We start from the raw sequence: 16,366 nt of genomic DNA, 5'->3' as shown, positions 1-16,366 counted from the left end.
GCAAATTATAAAATTAAATGAACAGAGTAAGAGTGCGTTTTGCGCCAAGTCCTACCGGACCGTTGCACTTGGGAGGCATGAGAACAGCTTTGTATGATTATCTTTTTGCCAAAAATCAGGGTGGCGACTTTATCCTGAGAATTGAAGATACGGATACCGCAAGATATGTGGAAGGAGCCGAAGAATACATCATGGAAGCCTTGGAATGGGCAGGAATTATCCCGGACGAAAGCCCGAAACACGGCGGCAATTATGGCCCTTACAGACAAAGTGAACGCAGGAAAATTTATGATCGATATACTGCAGAAATCCTGAAAACAGATTTTGCCTATATCGCCTTTGATACGCCTGAAGAATTGGATCAAATCCGTGCAGAATTTGAATCTCGAGGTGAGGTTTTTTCTTATAATTATATCACAAGGAATACTTTGAGAAACAGCTTGTCCCTTTCTGAAGAAGAGGTGCAAAAGCTTATTGATCAGCAAACGCCTCACGTAGTCAGGTTTAAAATGCCTGTTGACAGAACTTTGAATTTAGAAGATATTATTCGTGGAAAATTTACCGTGAATACCAATACATTAGATGATAAAGTTCTGGTAAAAAACGACGGCATGCCTACCTATCATTTTGCTAATATTATTGATGATTACGAAATGAAAATCAGCCACGTTATTCGCGGCGAAGAGTGGCTTCCTTCCTTGGGATTACATGTCCTGTTATATGAAGCGATGGGATGGCAAGCTCCCGAGTTTGCTCATTTATCACTTATTTTAAAGCCTGAAGGAAAAGGAAAACTCAGCAAAAGAGACGGTGCCAAATTCGGTTTCCCGGTGTTCCCGCTGGATTTTCATGATAAAACCTCAGGTGAAACTTATCCGGGATATCGCGAACAAGGCTATCTTCCGGAAGCTTTTGTGAATTTTCTGGCACTTTTAGGCTGGTCGCCGGCAGATGATAAAGAAATTTTGAGCCTCCAGGAAATGACTCAGGAATTCGATTTACACAAACTTCACAAGGCAGGAGCACGTTTTAGCAAAGAAAAAGCCGAATGGTTCAATCATCAGTATCTTCAGAAAAAAACAGACGAAGAAGTTTTGGAAATGTTGATGAGTATTGATCAGGTTAAAGATTCTGCGCTTTCCAAAGAAAATATTTTGAAGATTATTGCTTTGATGAAAGAAAGGGCAACGTTCGCAAGAGATATTTATGAAGACGGAAAATTCTTTTTCCAAAGCCCTGCATCTTATGATGAAAAAGCAGTTGCAAAAGCCTGGAACAAAGATGCTGTCGAAAATATGAAAGAATTTGCTTCAGAACTGCAATCTGTCACTTTCAACCGCGAAGTATTGAAACAATACATTCAGGATTTCGCTCAAAATAAATCTCTGGGAATGGGAAAAATCATGATGCCGCTGCGTTTAGCTTTGGTGGGTGAACTGAAAGGTCCGGATGTTCCTGATATTATGGAAATCCTTGGTTCCGAAGAAACTATAGTCCGCATTCAGAATGCGATAAACAATATTCAATAGAATTCTTCAATTTTTAGTAAATTTGAACAATAATTTCTCAGCAGAATGGAATATTTAGAATTTGAAAAACCGATTGAAGAATTAATGGAGCAGTATCAAACCTGTTCGCTAGTAGGCGAAGACGCCGGTGTAGATGTAAAGCTTGCCTGTTCTCAAATCGAAGATAAGATAATTGAAAAAAAGAAAGAAATTTATGGAAATCTGACGCCATGGCAGCGCGTTCAGCTCTCCAGACATCCGAATCGTCCTTATACTTTAGACTTTATAAACGGCATTGTAGATAAAGACAGTTTTCTGGAGCTTCACGGCGATCGTAATTTTGCTGACGATCCTGCAATGATTGGCGGACTTGCCACGATAGACGGCCATAGAGTGATGCTGATTGGAACTCAAAAAGGAAGAACTACCAAAGAAAGACAGCACAGAAGATTCGGAATGAGCAATCCTGAAGGATACAGAAAGGCACTGAGACTGATGAAACTTGCAGAGAAATTTAAAATCCCTGTGGTTACTTTAATTGATACTCCAGGAGCTTACCCTGGTTTGGAAGCTGAAGAAAGAGGCCAGGGCGAAGCGATTGCCAGAAATATTTTTGAAATGACGATGCTGAAAACCCCGATTTTCTGTTATATCATCGGCGAAGGCGCGAGTGGAGGCGCTTTGGGAATCGGTGTCGGGAACAAAGTTTATATGCTGGAAAATACTTGGTACACTGTTATTGCCCCGGAAAGTTGCTCTTCTATTTTATGGAGAAATTGGAATCATAAAGAAGATGCAGCCAACGCACTGAAACTGACTCCGAAAGATGCACTGGAACATAAATTTATCGATGGAATTATTGAAGAGCCGCTTGGTGGTGCGCATTACGAACCGAAAGTAGCTTATGATCACCTGAAGCAATCCATCATTCAGAATATCAAAGGTTTTTCCAAATTTTCCGGGAAAGAACTGGAGCAACAGCGCCAGGAAAAATTCATTTCGATGGGACAATTTAAAGGATAAAATTTTATAGGAATAAGTAACTTGTATCGATAAAAAAAGCGAAGAATTCACAAGATTCTTCGCTTTTTTATTGTTGAATATTTTAATTCGCCAGGGTAATCGCAATATCTTTTGTGATATTTTTCGATGACGAGTATTTAGCATCGCAAATACCGGTGGTTACTACATATTGTCCTTTGTTGATCATGATGAAATTATCATTGTTCGCAGGAACATTCAGGTTGTAATAATTATTTTTACCACTGAATTTTACCACCAGATTACACTTCGATTTATTCACAATCTGAACATACGCTTCTTTTTTATTGGGTGAATCATTGAAAAGATGATTCAGCACTTTTGCAGTTTGCTGTCCACCTTTCGGGTCATTTCTCACTTCTTTCCGAAGTTTGCTTTTTGATAACCGTTCTACTTTCGGTTTGGCTTCCAGATCTTTTGCCGGAGTCACGAGTTCTATGAGTTTTATTCGTAATGATCTCATGTTAGGATCATTTGGATTGGCTTTTATAAAAGCGGCAATAACCTGAGGGTTATTGCTCATTTGAGCTTGTTGCGCAGTAAGTTTTTCAGCCGGAAGTTTGGCTGCAGACTTCTTTTTTTGCCCTAATACTATAATCAGACAAAAGAAAAAAGCCAACATAAATATCTTTTTCATATCAATAATTGAGCTACATTAAAAAAATAATAACACTTTACCATAACGCTGAAAACTATATTTTAGTTTGCATAATAATTATTATCTTTGCATGGCTAAAAAACCAACTCAATCTAACGAAATTTTTAATAAAAAAATCAGATAATATGTACACACCAGTTGCTGCAGATGTAGCGAAACTAAGAAACACAACAGGAGCAGGAATGATGGACTGCAAAAAAGCGCTAACTGAAGCGGAAGGAGATTTTGACAAAGCAATAGAAATCCTTAGAAAAAAAGGACAGAAAGTTGCTGCGAACAGAGCTGACAGAGAATCTACAGAAGGTGCTGTAATTGCAAAAGTAAATAATGACAAAACAAGAGGTGTCATTATTGCACTGAATTGTGAGACTGATTTTGTTGCGAAAAATGAAGATTTCGTGAAATTAGCTCACGATCTGGCTGAACTGGCTTTGGGAAAAACAAAAGAAGAATTTCTGGCTTCTGATTATAAAGGAATCACTGTTGCGGATAAACTGACCGAACAAACCGGCGTTATCGGAGAGAAAATCGAAGTTGGTTCTTTTGAAACTATTGAAGGTCCTTATTTGGGAGCATATATTCATGCAGGAAATAGAATTGCAGCCATTACTTCACTGTCTGCTGATGTTTCCGGTGCTGAAGAAGTTGCAAAATCTGTATCGATGCAGGTTGCAGCTATGAACCCGATGGCTTTGGATGAAACGAAAGTTTCTGAAGAAACAATCAATAAAGAATTGGATATCGAAAGAGAACTTTTAACTAAAGAAGGAAAGCCTGCAAATATTATCGAAAACATCCTGAAAGGGAAAATGCAGCGTTTTTATAAAGATAACACATTGGTGCACCAGGCGTTCATCAAAGACGGAAATATTTCTGTCGCAGATTACGTAAAATCAATCAATGACGATTTGAAAGTGGTAGGATTTGTAAGAGTAAGCCTTACTTAATATCTTCCTTTTCATCCATAAAAAATCCCGCTTTGAATAGTCTTAGCGGGATTCTTATTTTTCGTTTAAGGTGTTGAATTACCTTTTTATTCGAAACTTGATATAGGTAATGGTTTTTCCTTTTGATGAAAAAAGTTCTTCATAATAGGTTTTAATTTCTCTCAGCAAAGGGGTTTCGGGATCATATTCCGGAGCACCATAAATATCGTGATGCGCAGAGATGATTTCATGTCCCAATCCTTGCAAGAGCCCAAGTGTATATCCGTGAAGAAATTCTGAATCTGTTTTTAAATGAATAATTCCGTCGGGTTTCAGGACTTTTTTATATCGATCCAGAAAATCGGGATGGGTCATCCGGTGTTTGGTACGCCTGTATTTTATTTGCGGATCCGGAAAAGTAATCCAAATTTCATCTACTTCGTCAGTATCAAAAAAATGATCAATCAGTTCAATTTGTGTTCTTAGAAAACAAACATTTTTAAGGTTTTTTTCATCTGCTTCTTTCGCTCCAAACCAGAATCTGGCTCCTTTAATATCGATTCCTATAAAATTTTTCTTAGGAAAAGCCTGCGCCAATCCCACCGAATATTCCCCTTTTCCGCAACCTAATTCCAGAATAACAGGATTTTCATTTTTAAAAATTTCTGACCGCCATTTCCCTTTCAGGTGATAACCGCTGATGGCTTCTTCGCGAGTAGGCTGCATCACATTCGTAAGGAGTTTGTTTTCAGCAAATCTCGCCTGTTTATTTTTCTTCCCCATTGGTAAAATTAATGCGTGCAAAGGTAATGAAACCCAATGTAACTGGTGAAAAAGAAAGCTACAAATTATTTTGGAGGATTTCCAAGAGACACCATAATTGCTTTACTTACAGTTTTCTGTGAAGCATACTGTGCGCCACATACCAAACTTGAGAACAGATACTGGCCCTTCAAAATGACAATAGTATTCTGGCCTTTAGCGGGAACAGCGAGCCTGTATTTGGTGTAACCTGTTCCTTCTATCCGCATAATCATATCGCAATCAGACAGATTTTCAATCAGAACGGTGGTGTCTTTGCTGGTTGGGTCATTGTCAAAAAGTGAATTTAAAACTTTTACCGTTTTATTTTTATGTTCTTCGGCGGAAGGATTCATCAGCATTTCAAATTCGGCTTGCTCAGGATTTTCGTAATTCACTGCAACTGAAGAGGACTTGTTTGTTACAGATTTGATTTCAGTGGCTGAAGAAGTGGAAGATGAAGATTTCTTAGTAAATATAGAACTTCTTTTAGGTGTAGTTTCACGCTCAGGTGTGGGAACGGTTGTTTTTTTAACGATGGTTCTCGGTGTAGGATTGGCCAATTCACGTTGGGCTTTGGCAAGCTGTTCCTGGTAGTAACGGATTTGTTTCTGACGGATGATTTCATTCATCTCGTCAAAAGATATTTTGGTAGAAGGCCGTCTTTTCAGCATAGCGAGTTTTCCCTGCATATCTGCAACGCGCTGATCGTCCGGATGTGCTTTTTTAATATAATCGGCCAAAAGATCCATGAGCCGGGGTTTCAAAACAGATCTCCGCGGATCATCAGGATGCGCATCGCGCAGAAATGCATCCAGTTCATAAATGTTGTGGCTTTTTATAATATTATTGTAGTTTTTCATTTTCTGCTGTGCCGGAACAATCGTAAACGCAAACAGCGCGAATATGAAAAAAAGGAATTTGTACATTCTCTATAGTTTAAAAATTATTAGAAATAACGGGATTTTTCGGGAAATGTTATCATTCCGTTACAGTTTCCATCAGTTTTGAGTTTTGGAGCCTTCGCTGATAAATTGGAAGATAACGTTCAATATAAATGGCAACTGCTTCATAATTTCCGGATGCTATCAGAGGTCTCAGGTCATCGGAACTGTACACAAACTGGAGGAAATTATCTATAAATTGCTTCGGAATTTTAAGTTTTAAAAAATATTCTTCGCCATAATATTGTTTAATATTGTTTATGGCAGCATTCATCTTTTCATAGTTTTGCAGGCGTTGTTTCTTTTTATGATCACCGCTGATCAAATCGTAAATAGTGTCGATACTAAAAGAAAGTCCACCATCCGCCAATGATAAAACCGGCGCTTGTTGAGGTGTGCCATCGCCTTTTGGTTCGGGCAATCCAATAATGGTTTTCAGTTTCATTTCCTTTTCACCTGTTTTCAGTGACAGAACATCTTTCTTTAAATTTCCGGAAGGTTTGAATTTGTTAATCACTACTTCCTGTATTTCGTAATAAGCAATTTTCAGTTCTACAATATTCAAGGAAGTTTGAAGCATTTTTTCCGTAATCACCACATCTTTCCGATCTGTAACAATAGACGTAAAACGCACTACATCTCCAGGTTTGGCGTCGATGCTGAAATTTCCGTTGAAATTGGTAAGAACGGTGCGTTGTTCATTCAGATTCGTAACATACACCTGATTCAGATAATAAGACGATCGGTCGCGAAGAAGAATTTCACCAGAAAACACCTGAGCATTCAGATTTGACATCAGCAAACAGGTAAACAATATTACAACACTACGCATAGATTCGCAAAAATAAACAGAAATTCTCTTCAGCCAAGGATTTAGATTCCGCGAGTGCGTTAAAGTTAGGTTAAAGTATTTTCCGGAAAGCCTTAAATTAGTCGCTGAGGCGCTTTCGCCATTCTAAAAATTCGTACCTTTCAACCTGAATATAAATATTTTCACATGAAAAAAAATGTTTTAAGTTTATTTTTAATTTCCACTTTACTTCTCAATACTGGATGTAATACTATGAAGACAAATTCAGCCGCTTCCAAGCCTGTGGTCAATGCTACCTTGGCATCGAACCCTTTTATGAAAAAAAGCTCCCTGCAATATCAGGCTCCGGAATTTGACAAAATAAAAGACGAGCATTTTCGGCCGGCTTTTGAATACGGATTGCAACAACAACTTTTTGAACTCTCTGAAATTACAGGTAATAAAGCAGCTCCTACTTTTGATAACACCATTCTTGCTTTAGAAAACAGTGGTGAAGTACTAAAAAGAGCACAAAGTGTTTTCTTTAATTTTACAAGTGCCAATACAAATCCTGAACTTCAGAAATTGCAAGTGGAATTTGCGCCTAAATTCGCTGCCCAACAGGATGAAATTTATTTGAACGACCAATTATATCAGCGGGTGAAAGCTATTGATATTCAGTCTCTCACCGGAGAAGACCGAAGGCTTGCAGAATACTATCTTCAGAAATTTGAAATCGCTGGTGCCAATCTTTCCGCAGATAAAAAAGAACAGCTGAAAAAAGTAAACGAAGAACTGGCAAGCCTTTCCACGCAATTCAGCAATAAGCTTCTGGAAGCCCGGAAAGAGGGGGGGGTGCTGATTTCCGATGTAAAAGAATTGGAAGGGCTTTCGGCTGATGAAATTGCTTCAGCTGCAGCGAATGCAAAAACAGCAGGACATTCCGGAAAATATCTTTTGGCTTTGCAAAATACAACGCAGCAGCCTCTTTTGCAAAATCTGAAAAACAGAAATACGAGAGAAAAACTCTTCCATGCTTCTTGGACACGTGCCGAAAAAGGCGATGCTAATGATACAAGAAAGGTTTTGGAACAACAAGCAAAATTACGCCTGAAAAAAGCACAGTTGTTAGGGAAAAAATCTTTTGCTGAATGGAAACTGCAAGATCAGATGGCGCAAAAGCCCGAGAAAGCGAGAGAGCTTCTCATGCGACTTGCTCAGCCAGCTGTAGAAACCGCAAAACGGGAAAGAAACGAAATTCAATCGCTCATTGATAAACAAAAGGGAGGTTTTGAACTCGCTCCGTGGGATTGGAATTTCTACGCAGAACAGGTGCGGAAAGCAAAGTATGATTTGGACGAAAATCAAATAAAACCTTATTTTGAAGTTAATACTGTTTTGGAAAAAGGAGTTTTCTATGCTGCAGAAAAATTCTTTGGAATCACTTTCAAGAAAAGAACAGATCTTCCGGTCTACCATCCCGATGTAATTACGTATGAAATTTTCGATAAAGATGGAACTTCTATGGCCATTTATTATTTAGATTTCTACACAAGAAGCAACAAAAGTGGAGGAGCCTGGATGAATAATTACGTGGATCAATCTCACTTATTAGGTCAAAAGCCAGTGATTACCAATGTTTTTAATTATCAGAAACCGGCAGCTGGAAAGCCTTCTCTTATTTCTTATGATGATGTGACGACTATGTTTCATGAATTCGGTCATACTTTGCACGGATTGTTTGCCAATCAAAAATATGTTTCGCTTTCGGGAACCAATACACCGCGCGATTTTGTAGAGTTTCCGTCGCAAATCAATGAATTTTTCGCATTAGAACCTTCAGTTCTCAAAAATTATGCACTTCATTATGAGACCGGAAAACCGATGCCACAGGATCTTGTTGATAAAATAAAAAATGCGGATTCATTCAATCAAGGATATTCAACCACTGAATTGGTTTCTGCAGCAATGCTGGATATGTCTTGGCATTCAATTACGGATGAAAGCCAACTGAAACCTACTCTGGAATTTGAAAAAGAAGTTTTGAAGAAAACCGGATTTACACTTTCAGAAGTTCCGCCAAGATATCATTCTCCTTATTTTGCCCATATTTGGGGTGGTGGCTATTCAGCAGGTTACTATGCTTATATGTGGAGTGATGTTTTGAATGCATCAGCCTGGGATTATATTGTCAAAAACGGCGGAATGACACGTGCAAACGGAGACCGTTTCCGGGAATATATTCTTTCAGTAGGGAATTCCCAGGATTTGAATCAGGCGTTTAAAGACTATACCGGAAAAGACCCGGATATTAAACCGTTATTGAGGAATAAAGGGTTTATCAAGTAAATTGTTAAATCAAAATTAGACAGGTTGTTTCAGCAGTGAGACAACCTTTTTTGTTAAAATACATTGGTGGTTTTTCCTTAAAATTGTCATTTCAAAACCTTAAATTTGCTGATTATTGAAAATCGGATAACATGTTTTACGATCACCAGCAGATAGAAAAAAAATGGCAACAGTATTGGAAAGAAAATCAAACCTATAACGCTTCCAATGATACTTCCAAACCGAAATTTTACGTTTTGGATATGTTCCCCTATCCATCCGGAGCAGGGCTTCACGTAGGCCATCCGTTGGGTTATATTGCTTCAGATATTTATGCTAGATATAAAAGATATCACGGTTTTAATGTGCTTCATCCGATAGGTTATGATTCTTTCGGGCTTCCTGCAGAGCAATATGCAATTCAGACAGGACAGCATCCTGCCGTAACTACCGAGCAGAATATTACAAGATATGAAGAACAACTTCGCAGAATCGGTTTTTCTTTCGATTGGAGTCGCGAATTGAGAACTTCGGATCCATCGTATTATAAATGGACCCAATGGATTTTTATCGAACTTTTTCATTCGTGGTACAATAAATCTACTGATAAGGCGGAACCCATTTCATCTCTGGTCAGACATTTTGAATCGTACGGAACAGAAAATTTAAATGCACAGCAAACTGAACACCTCAGTTTCACTGCAGAAGAGTGGAATGCCGCTTCGGAAATGGATAAAGAAGATATTCTTCTGAATTATCGCATGGCATTTCGTGCTGAAACTACTGTGAACTGGTGTCCGGCTTTAGGAACCGTTCTTGCTAATGATGAAGTGAAAGACGGCAAATCTGAACGCGGCGGTTTTCCGGTATTCCAAAAGAAAATGATGCAGTGGAGCATGAGAATTACGGCTTATTCTGAAAGATTACTTCAAGGATTACAACATATTGACTGGCCGCAACCGCTGAAAGACGCACAGGAATACTGGATCGGTAAATCCCAGGGAGCAGCGGTCAAGTTTGCAACAGAAAGTGAAGAAATTATAGAAGTTTTTACTACGCGTCCCGATACTATTTTTGGTGCTACCTTCATGGTTCTCGCTCCCGAAAATCCTTTGGTAGAAAAGCTCACGACAGCGGAGCAGAAAATCGAAGTGCAAAATTATATTGAAGAAACCTCCAAAAAAACCGAACGCGACAGAATGTCTGATGTGAAAAACGTTTCCGGAGCCTTCACAGGAAGTTACGCTTTGAATCCTTTTACAAAGAAAAAAATGCCGGTTTATATTTCCGATTATGTCTTGATGGGTTACGGAACCGGTGCAGTGATGGCAGTTCCCGCGCATGATGAACGCGATCATCGTTTTGCGAAAAAATTCGGATTGGAAATCGTGAATGTAATCAAAAATGAGGTGGATGTCCAGGAAGAATCCTACGATTCTAAAGATTCTGTCTGTGTGAATTCTGATTTTCTGAACGGACTGAATTATACAGAAGCTAAAAATAAAATTATTGCGGAAATTGAAGACCGAGATCTTGGTCACGGAACGACCAATTACCGCCAGCGCGATGCCATTTTCTCCAGACAGCGGTATTGGGGCGAACCTGTTCCGGTCTATTATAAAGACGGAATGCCATATACATTGCCAGTTTCAGCCTTGCCTTTAGAATTGCCGGAAGTTGAAAAATACCTTCCTACCGAGGACGGCGATCCGCCATTAGGAAACGCCAAAGAATGGTATTGGGATGAACGAAATGAAAAAATTGTTGCAGCACCTTCTGCTTTGGACAAGGAAAGTGAACATGTTTTTCCTTTGGAATTATCTACAATGCCTGGTTGGGCCGGGAGTTCATGGTATTTCCTGAGATATATGGATCCGAATAATGATGAGGTTTTTACTGATAAAAAACTTTCGGATTATTGGGGACAGGTTGATTTGTACATTGGAGGAAGCGAGCACGCTACAGGACATTTGTTGTATTCCCGTTTTTGGAATATGTTTTTGAAAGACAGAGGTTTTATTTCTCAGGAAGAGCCTTTTAAAAAACTGATCAATCAGGGAATGATCTTGGGGATGAGTGCGTTTGTTTATAGAATGAATGGTACGAATAAATTTGTTTCCAAAAATCTCGTTCAGGAATATGATGTTCAAAAAATCCACGTTGATGTTTCCTTATTAAAAGGAGCAACTGATGAACTGGATACGGAAGCTTTTAAAAAATGGAGGCCAGAGTTTGCTGATGCGGAATTTATTCTGGAAGACGGAAAATATATTGTTGGACGGGAAGTAGAAAAAATGTCTAAATCCAAATACAATGTCGTAAATCCTGATGATATTTGTGATGAATACGGTGCCGATTGTCTGCGTCTTTACGAAATGTTTCTCGGTCCGCTGGAACAGAGTAAACCCTGGAATACACAAGGACTTTCCGGTGTTTACGGTTTCCTGAAGAAGTTTTATAATTTATATTATGATGGAGATGTGGTTTCCATTTCTGAGGAAGAACCTACAAAGCAGGAATACAAGGTTCTGCATACTTTAATCAAGAAAGTTATTTACGATCTGGACAATTTTTCATTCAATACTTCCGTTTCATCATTTATGATTTCGGTGAATGAACTGCAGAAGCTGAAATGTAACAAAAGAAAAATTCTGGAACCGTTAGCTGTAGTCATTTCACCTTATGCGCCACATATTTGTGAAGAGCTTTGGATGATATTGGGACACAAAACTTCGATAGAGTTTGCGGAATTCCCTTCTTTTATTGAGGCATACATTTTGGAGGATGAGTTTGAATATCCTGTAAGTTTTAACGGAAAAATGAAGTTTAAAATAACACTTCCTGCGGATTTAGATGTCAAGAAAATTGAAGAAAGGGTGTTGCAGGATGAAAAAACCGTTAAACAGTTGGTTGGAAATTTGCCAAAGAAAGTGATAATTGTTCCGAAAAAAATCATTAATATTGTCGTTTAGTTCCAAAAAAAAGGAAAACACAATTGATGAATTCGTAAAAAAATAATTCTTTTTTCTCGAGTTTATAGCATTTTGGCCGGAATTGAAAGTATCACGTAAAAAATCCAACATTATTTGCGGATTTTCCAATATTAACACTTGTTCATGTTGAGAAAAATGCAATAGAAATCTTGTGGGTAAGAAATATTTGTGGTTATTTTACGGCGCGAAAATTTAAAATAATAATTATAATTTAGTTTAATATGGAAATGAATGTTTCAAACGACGAACAAGTTGTTGCAAGAAAAGCAGGTGGGTTAAATCCTACATTAATATTGCCTATTCTTCTCGCTATTGGGTATTTAATTTATTACTTTGTGTTAGGAAATCCTTCCAACTTTAAGGATGACCCAAGACTTACCGGAATGTCTGTAGGATTCTCGGGTGTGGAGACGAAAGAATTGCATCCGGACGGATTTATGGGTATTATTTATATGGGAGGCCCAATCGTACCGATCTTGATTACCTTTATGATAATTGTAATCGTTTTCTCTATTGAGCGTGCTCTTATGCTTAACAGAGCTCAGGGACAAGGAAACTTGGATCAGTTCGTTTTGTCAATCAGAAGACTTCTTAATGAAAACAAAATTGATGAAGCCATCGAAGAATGCGACAGACAAAGAGGTACAGTAGGAAATGTAATTAAAGAAGGATTGGTGTCTTACAAAGCTCTGGCTCATGATACCACCATGAATAAAGAACAAAAAATGGCAGCCCTTAACAAGGCGATTGAAGAGGCTACCACTTTGGAAATGCCAATGCTTGAGAAAAATATGATGATTCTCTCTACTCTTGGTACCGTAGCAACGCTTGTAGCACTTTTAGGTACAGTAATTGGGATGATTAAAGCATTTAACGCTTTGGGTTCCGGCGGAGGTACTCCAGACTCTGCAGCACTTTCAATCGGTATTTCTGAAGCATTAATTAATACCGCTTTAGGTATTGGTACTTCAGCAGTTGCGATTATCTTTTATAATTATTTTACCTCTAAGATCGACAGCATGACCTTCAAAATTGATGAGATTGCAATGTCTATTCAGCAATCCTTTGCAGAACACCATTAATAGGTGAGGGCCATTCATCTTGGATGAAAGCCCGTAAAAATTAGTAGTTAAAATAATAATATTAAGATAATGGCGAGAGTTAAACCTAAACGACATAATATACGTGTAGATATGACAGCGATGACCGACGTGTCCTTCCTGTTGCTCACGTTCTTTATCCTCACCGCCCAGTTTGCAAAACCGGATGTGGAGAATATTACGACGCCATCTTCAATTTCTGAAAAGTTGCTTCCGGATGGAAGTCTGATGACGATCTTGAGCACAACAGACGGAAGATTCTATTTCACGCCCGTAGAAAATGGAACTGAAAGAATGCAGCTTTTAGACAATATGGCAAAGAAATACGGAACCACCTTCTCCGATGAGGAAAAAGCAGCATTCACAAGAGTGACTGCGATAGGAGTGCCGATGAATCAGCTGAAAGGCTTTTTAAATCTTTCAGAAGAGGACCAGGAAAATTTTAAAGCTCCTGGTGTTCCTATGGATGAAAACAGCAAAGAGTTAATCGACTGGGTAGAGCAAAGTTTGGCAGTAAATCCCGATTACAAAATGGCGATAAAAGGAGATACAGATACCAAATACAACAGGGTGAAAGGCCTTTTTGAAGGATTAAGAGATATTGATTTCCTTAAATTTTGGTTAATTACAAATCAGGAAGTAGGTCCTACTAACTAATAAGAAAATGGCAGATATACAAGTTAATGATAATAGTGGAAAAGGTAAAAAGGTTCGCTCCAAAAAGCAGCCTCCTCATGTGGACCTTACTCCCATGGTGGATTTGGCCTTTCTTTTGATTACATTTTTTATGTTGGTTACCACTTTCAACAAACCAAATGTGATGGACCTGGGATTGCCTGCAAAACCGAAAGATGATCAAAAAGCTCCCGATACTGAAATTAAATTAAGTAATTCAATTTCAATTATTATCGGAAAAGATAACCGGGTTTTTTACCATCAGCAGGATCAAACTTCTCTGAATGACCAAAACTTTACCGAGACCACTTTCGATAGAGAAGGAATCAGAGCAGTAGTTCAGCAAGCGAAAGCCAGAGCAGAGGATAAGGAAAAATTCACTGTAATTATTAAACCTACAGATGAAGCTTTGTACAAGAACTTTGTTGATATGTTGGATGAGATGGCCATCACCAAGAACGAGCGTTACGGTATTACCGAAATCCGGCCTTGGGAACAGGAAATCTATGATAGAAAAATAGGAGTTGCGGCAGCACCTGCTGCTACCTCCGGTCAGTAAGTTGACAGTTAAAATTTAAAAGTAAAATGGCAAACGAAAATACATACAATGAAAATCTGAGCTTGGATGAAATTGTATTCGAAAACAGAAATAAGAGCTATGGTGCTTATGATCTGAGAAGTTCCTACCGGAAAATTCTTACAAGATCGTTTATCCTGGGTACAGTTTTGTTTTGTGTAGTTGCAATCACACCGTTTGTGATCATGCAGATCCAACAAATGACTGCCAAGGAAAAAACGGAAGTTGAGGCCAATCTGATTGAAATTTTGCCGGAAGAAACCATTATTGAACAGCCGGAAGAAGATCTTCCGCCACCTCCACCTCCACCTCCGGTAGAAGAGGAACAAATTGAGATTATTCAGAATGTAGTTCCGGAACCTAAAAAAGCACCTGTGGTAGAAACACCGCCGCCACCAATTTCTCAACAGTTGGAAACTACCACCGGAGTTGTAGCTCAGGAAGGAGTGAAAACGCCTACCTACACACCTCCGCCGCCGCCGCCTTCTACAGGAACTAAGGCTGCAACGATTGAAGCGCCAAAAGTGGATGTCAATAAAATTTATGATGATGTAGAGCAAGGCGCTGCTTTTCCTGGAGGTATCAACTCATTTAGAAACAGGTTTGTTAGTAATTTTGACGGCTCTGTTATGGAAGGTGAAGGGTCAGTAAAAACTGAGGTGACGTTCGTAGTAGAACGCGATGGAAGTCTTACTGATATTAAAGCCAATGGCCCAAACAGAGACATGAATGCCGAAGCGATCCGTACGGTGAAGTCCATCAGAAATAAATGGACACCTGCTAAGGTAAACGGACAAACCGTTAGAGCAAGGTTCAGATTCCCGATTACGATGAATTTCGAATAAATGGCACTTTAGTTGTAATGAAATCAAAGAGAAGCAAACGCTTCTCTTTTTTTTAATTTTTCTTATTTTTGTAATCGTATGATGTTCAATTGGCTTTCGATCTTAGCAGGATTTTTTTATATTCTCCTTGGGTTTTTTATCATTCTTAAACTTTGGTTCTTTGTTCCTTTGGAAGCTACCATTGCCTATATGTTGGGAACACTGATGATTCTCTATGGATCGTTCAGGATCTTTCGCGGTGCAAAAAGAATAAAGCAATTCAGAAATGAGAATTAAAGTTTTTGGCTTTCTTATTTTGATGGCCGCATTATCGTGCAAAAAAAGTCTGCCTATTGAAGAGTATCATAAAGGAAATCTTACTATTCTAACAGATGCGTCTTTTGAAAGTGTAACACAGGCACTTGCTGATGGATATATGATGACCTATCCTGATACGAAAATAAACGTTGAAACTAAAAAAGAAGACCATGCTTTTATGGATCTTTTGCAGAGAAAAGCGAAAATTATCGTCATGTCCAGAGATTTGAATGGAGAAGAAATAAAAGAATACGAAAGAGTGATGGATCTGGAATACAGGCCAGACAGGTTTGCAGCAGATGCAGTGGTTTTTGTAGTTCCTAAGGATTCTCCACTTCAGAGTATTTCTATGGATGAAATTATTGATGCGTTACATTCTGAAGAAAAAAAACTGATTTTCGACGGTACCAATTCTAGTAATTTGAATTTCGTGGCACAGAAAATCAATAAAAAACCATCAGATCTGAAGTTTTCTATTTTAAGCGGTAATGAGAATGTTATCCAAAATCTGGAGAAATATCCAGGTAAAATTGGCGTGGTCGCACTGAATAGCTTCAGCAGGCCCTATTCCAAAGAAGCAGAAGAATTGAGAAATAAAGTGAAAATCTTGCCTGTAACAGTCAAGGGAAAATCAATATCGCCGGAAATTCTGAATCTTGCCAATATGTCTTACCCGTTTACCAGAACCCTTTATTTTCTTACCAGTGAAGCCAATTTTAATATGGCTAACGGATTTATCAGATTTTCCTGTACTCATATCGGACAAATGATTGTTCAGAAGGAAGGTTTGCAGAAATATAATCTCTATCAACGGGAGGTTAAAATGTATTAATTATCCCCATCGATATAAATTTGGAATAAATATTGTGTACTATTAGACAAA

Annotated in this window: 15 protein-coding genes; 11 read left to right on the top strand and 4 right to left on the bottom strand. The window is 38.4% G+C overall.

What is annotated here, in order from left to right; all coding sequences use genetic code 11:
• Positions 1-17 precede the first annotated feature (17 nt).
• Both gltX and DQ356_RS01655 read left to right on the top strand, forming a co-directional pair.
• Positions 18-1,529, top strand: coding sequence for a glutamate--tRNA ligase (gltX, locus tag DQ356_RS01660; RefSeq protein ID WP_114302710.1), 1,512 nt, complete (start codon positions 18-20; stop codon positions 1,527-1,529).
• A 45-nt stretch (positions 1,530-1,574) separates the two neighbouring features.
• Entirely contained in the window at positions 1,575-2,531 is a 957-nt protein-coding gene (locus DQ356_RS01655; RefSeq protein ID WP_114302709.1) for an acetyl-CoA carboxylase carboxyltransferase subunit alpha, read from the top strand.
• 82 nt (positions 2,532-2,613) lie between these two features.
• Here DQ356_RS01655 and DQ356_RS01650 read toward each other — a convergent pair whose 3' ends face one another.
• On the bottom strand, positions 2,614-3,186 hold the full coding sequence (locus DQ356_RS01650; RefSeq protein ID WP_114302708.1) for a DUF6759 domain-containing protein: 573 nt from the start codon (positions 3,184-3,186) through the stop codon (positions 2,614-2,616).
• 146 nt (positions 3,187-3,332) lie between these two features.
• On the opposite strand from DQ356_RS01650, the gene tsf reads away from it, so the two are divergent.
• Entirely contained in the window at positions 3,333-4,154 is an 822-nt protein-coding gene (gene tsf / locus DQ356_RS01645) for a translation elongation factor Ts (protein WP_114302707.1), read from the top strand.
• A gap of 78 nt (positions 4,155-4,232) precedes the next feature.
• Here the strand turns inward: tsf and trmB are convergent, their stop codons facing one another.
• The 3 genes from trmB to DQ356_RS01630 form a co-directional block, all read right to left on the bottom strand.
• Positions 4,233-4,916 carry a tRNA (guanosine(46)-N7)-methyltransferase TrmB gene (gene trmB, locus DQ356_RS01640; RefSeq protein WP_114302706.1) on the bottom strand — a complete coding sequence of 228 codons (684 nt, stop codon included), beginning with the start codon at positions 4,914-4,916 and terminating at the stop codon, positions 4,233-4,235.
• 65 nt (positions 4,917-4,981) lie between these two features.
• Positions 4,982-5,863 (bottom strand): DUF6759 domain-containing protein, encoded by an 882-nt coding sequence (locus DQ356_RS01635; RefSeq protein ID WP_114302705.1) that lies wholly within the window; start codon positions 5,861-5,863, stop codon positions 4,982-4,984.
• A gap of 52 nt (positions 5,864-5,915) precedes the next feature.
• The gene (locus DQ356_RS01630; RefSeq protein ID WP_114302817.1) at positions 5,916-6,674 is read right to left on the bottom strand and encodes a hypothetical protein; all 759 of its coding nucleotides are present in this window, start codon (positions 6,672-6,674) and stop codon (positions 5,916-5,918) included.
• 267 nt (positions 6,675-6,941) lie between these two features.
• On the opposite strand from DQ356_RS01630, the gene DQ356_RS01625 reads away from it, so the two are divergent.
• The 8 genes from DQ356_RS01625 (at position 6,942) to DQ356_RS01590 (ending at position 16,315) form a co-directional block, all read left to right on the top strand.
• Positions 6,942-9,017 (top strand): M3 family metallopeptidase, encoded by a 2,076-nt coding sequence (locus DQ356_RS01625; protein ID WP_394337231.1) that lies wholly within the window; start codon positions 6,942-6,944, stop codon positions 9,015-9,017.
• 131 nt (positions 9,018-9,148) lie between these two features.
• Entirely contained in the window at positions 9,149-11,968 is a 2,820-nt protein-coding gene (leuS, locus tag DQ356_RS01620; protein ID WP_114302703.1) for a leucine--tRNA ligase, read from the top strand.
• A 242-nt stretch (positions 11,969-12,210) separates the two neighbouring features.
• Complete coding sequence (locus tag DQ356_RS01615) at positions 12,211-13,071, top strand: MotA/TolQ/ExbB proton channel family protein (RefSeq protein WP_114302702.1); 861 nt, start codon at positions 12,211-12,213, stop codon at positions 13,069-13,071.
• 69 nt (positions 13,072-13,140) lie between these two features.
• The gene (locus DQ356_RS01610) at positions 13,141-13,746 is read left to right on the top strand and encodes an ExbD/TolR family protein (protein WP_114302701.1); all 606 of its coding nucleotides are present in this window, start codon (positions 13,141-13,143) and stop codon (positions 13,744-13,746) included.
• Between the two features lie 7 nt (positions 13,747-13,753).
• The gene (locus tag DQ356_RS01605) at positions 13,754-14,323 is read left to right on the top strand and encodes an ExbD/TolR family protein (RefSeq protein ID WP_114302700.1); all 570 of its coding nucleotides are present in this window, start codon (positions 13,754-13,756) and stop codon (positions 14,321-14,323) included.
• 26 nt (positions 14,324-14,349) lie between these two features.
• Positions 14,350-15,186, top strand: coding sequence for an energy transducer TonB (locus DQ356_RS01600; RefSeq protein WP_114302699.1), 837 nt, complete (start codon positions 14,350-14,352; stop codon positions 15,184-15,186).
• A gap of 78 nt (positions 15,187-15,264) precedes the next feature.
• Positions 15,265-15,462 carry a C4-dicarboxylate ABC transporter gene (locus DQ356_RS01595; protein ID WP_228420591.1) on the top strand — a complete coding sequence of 66 codons (198 nt, stop codon included), beginning with the start codon at positions 15,265-15,267 and terminating at the stop codon, positions 15,460-15,462.
• The gene (locus DQ356_RS01590; protein WP_114302697.1) at positions 15,452-16,315 is read left to right on the top strand and encodes a PstS family phosphate ABC transporter substrate-binding protein; all 864 of its coding nucleotides are present in this window, start codon (positions 15,452-15,454) and stop codon (positions 16,313-16,315) included. The genes DQ356_RS01595 and DQ356_RS01590 overlap by 11 nt, the downstream gene beginning before the upstream one ends.
• The last annotated feature ends 51 nt before the right edge of the window (positions 16,316-16,366 follow it).

This window comes from Chryseobacterium lacus (assembly GCF_003336205.1).
Taxonomy (GTDB): Bacteria; Bacteroidota; Bacteroidia; order Flavobacteriales; family Weeksellaceae; genus Chryseobacterium_A; species Chryseobacterium_A lacus.
This window is presented reverse-complemented; position numbering and strand designations above follow the sequence as displayed.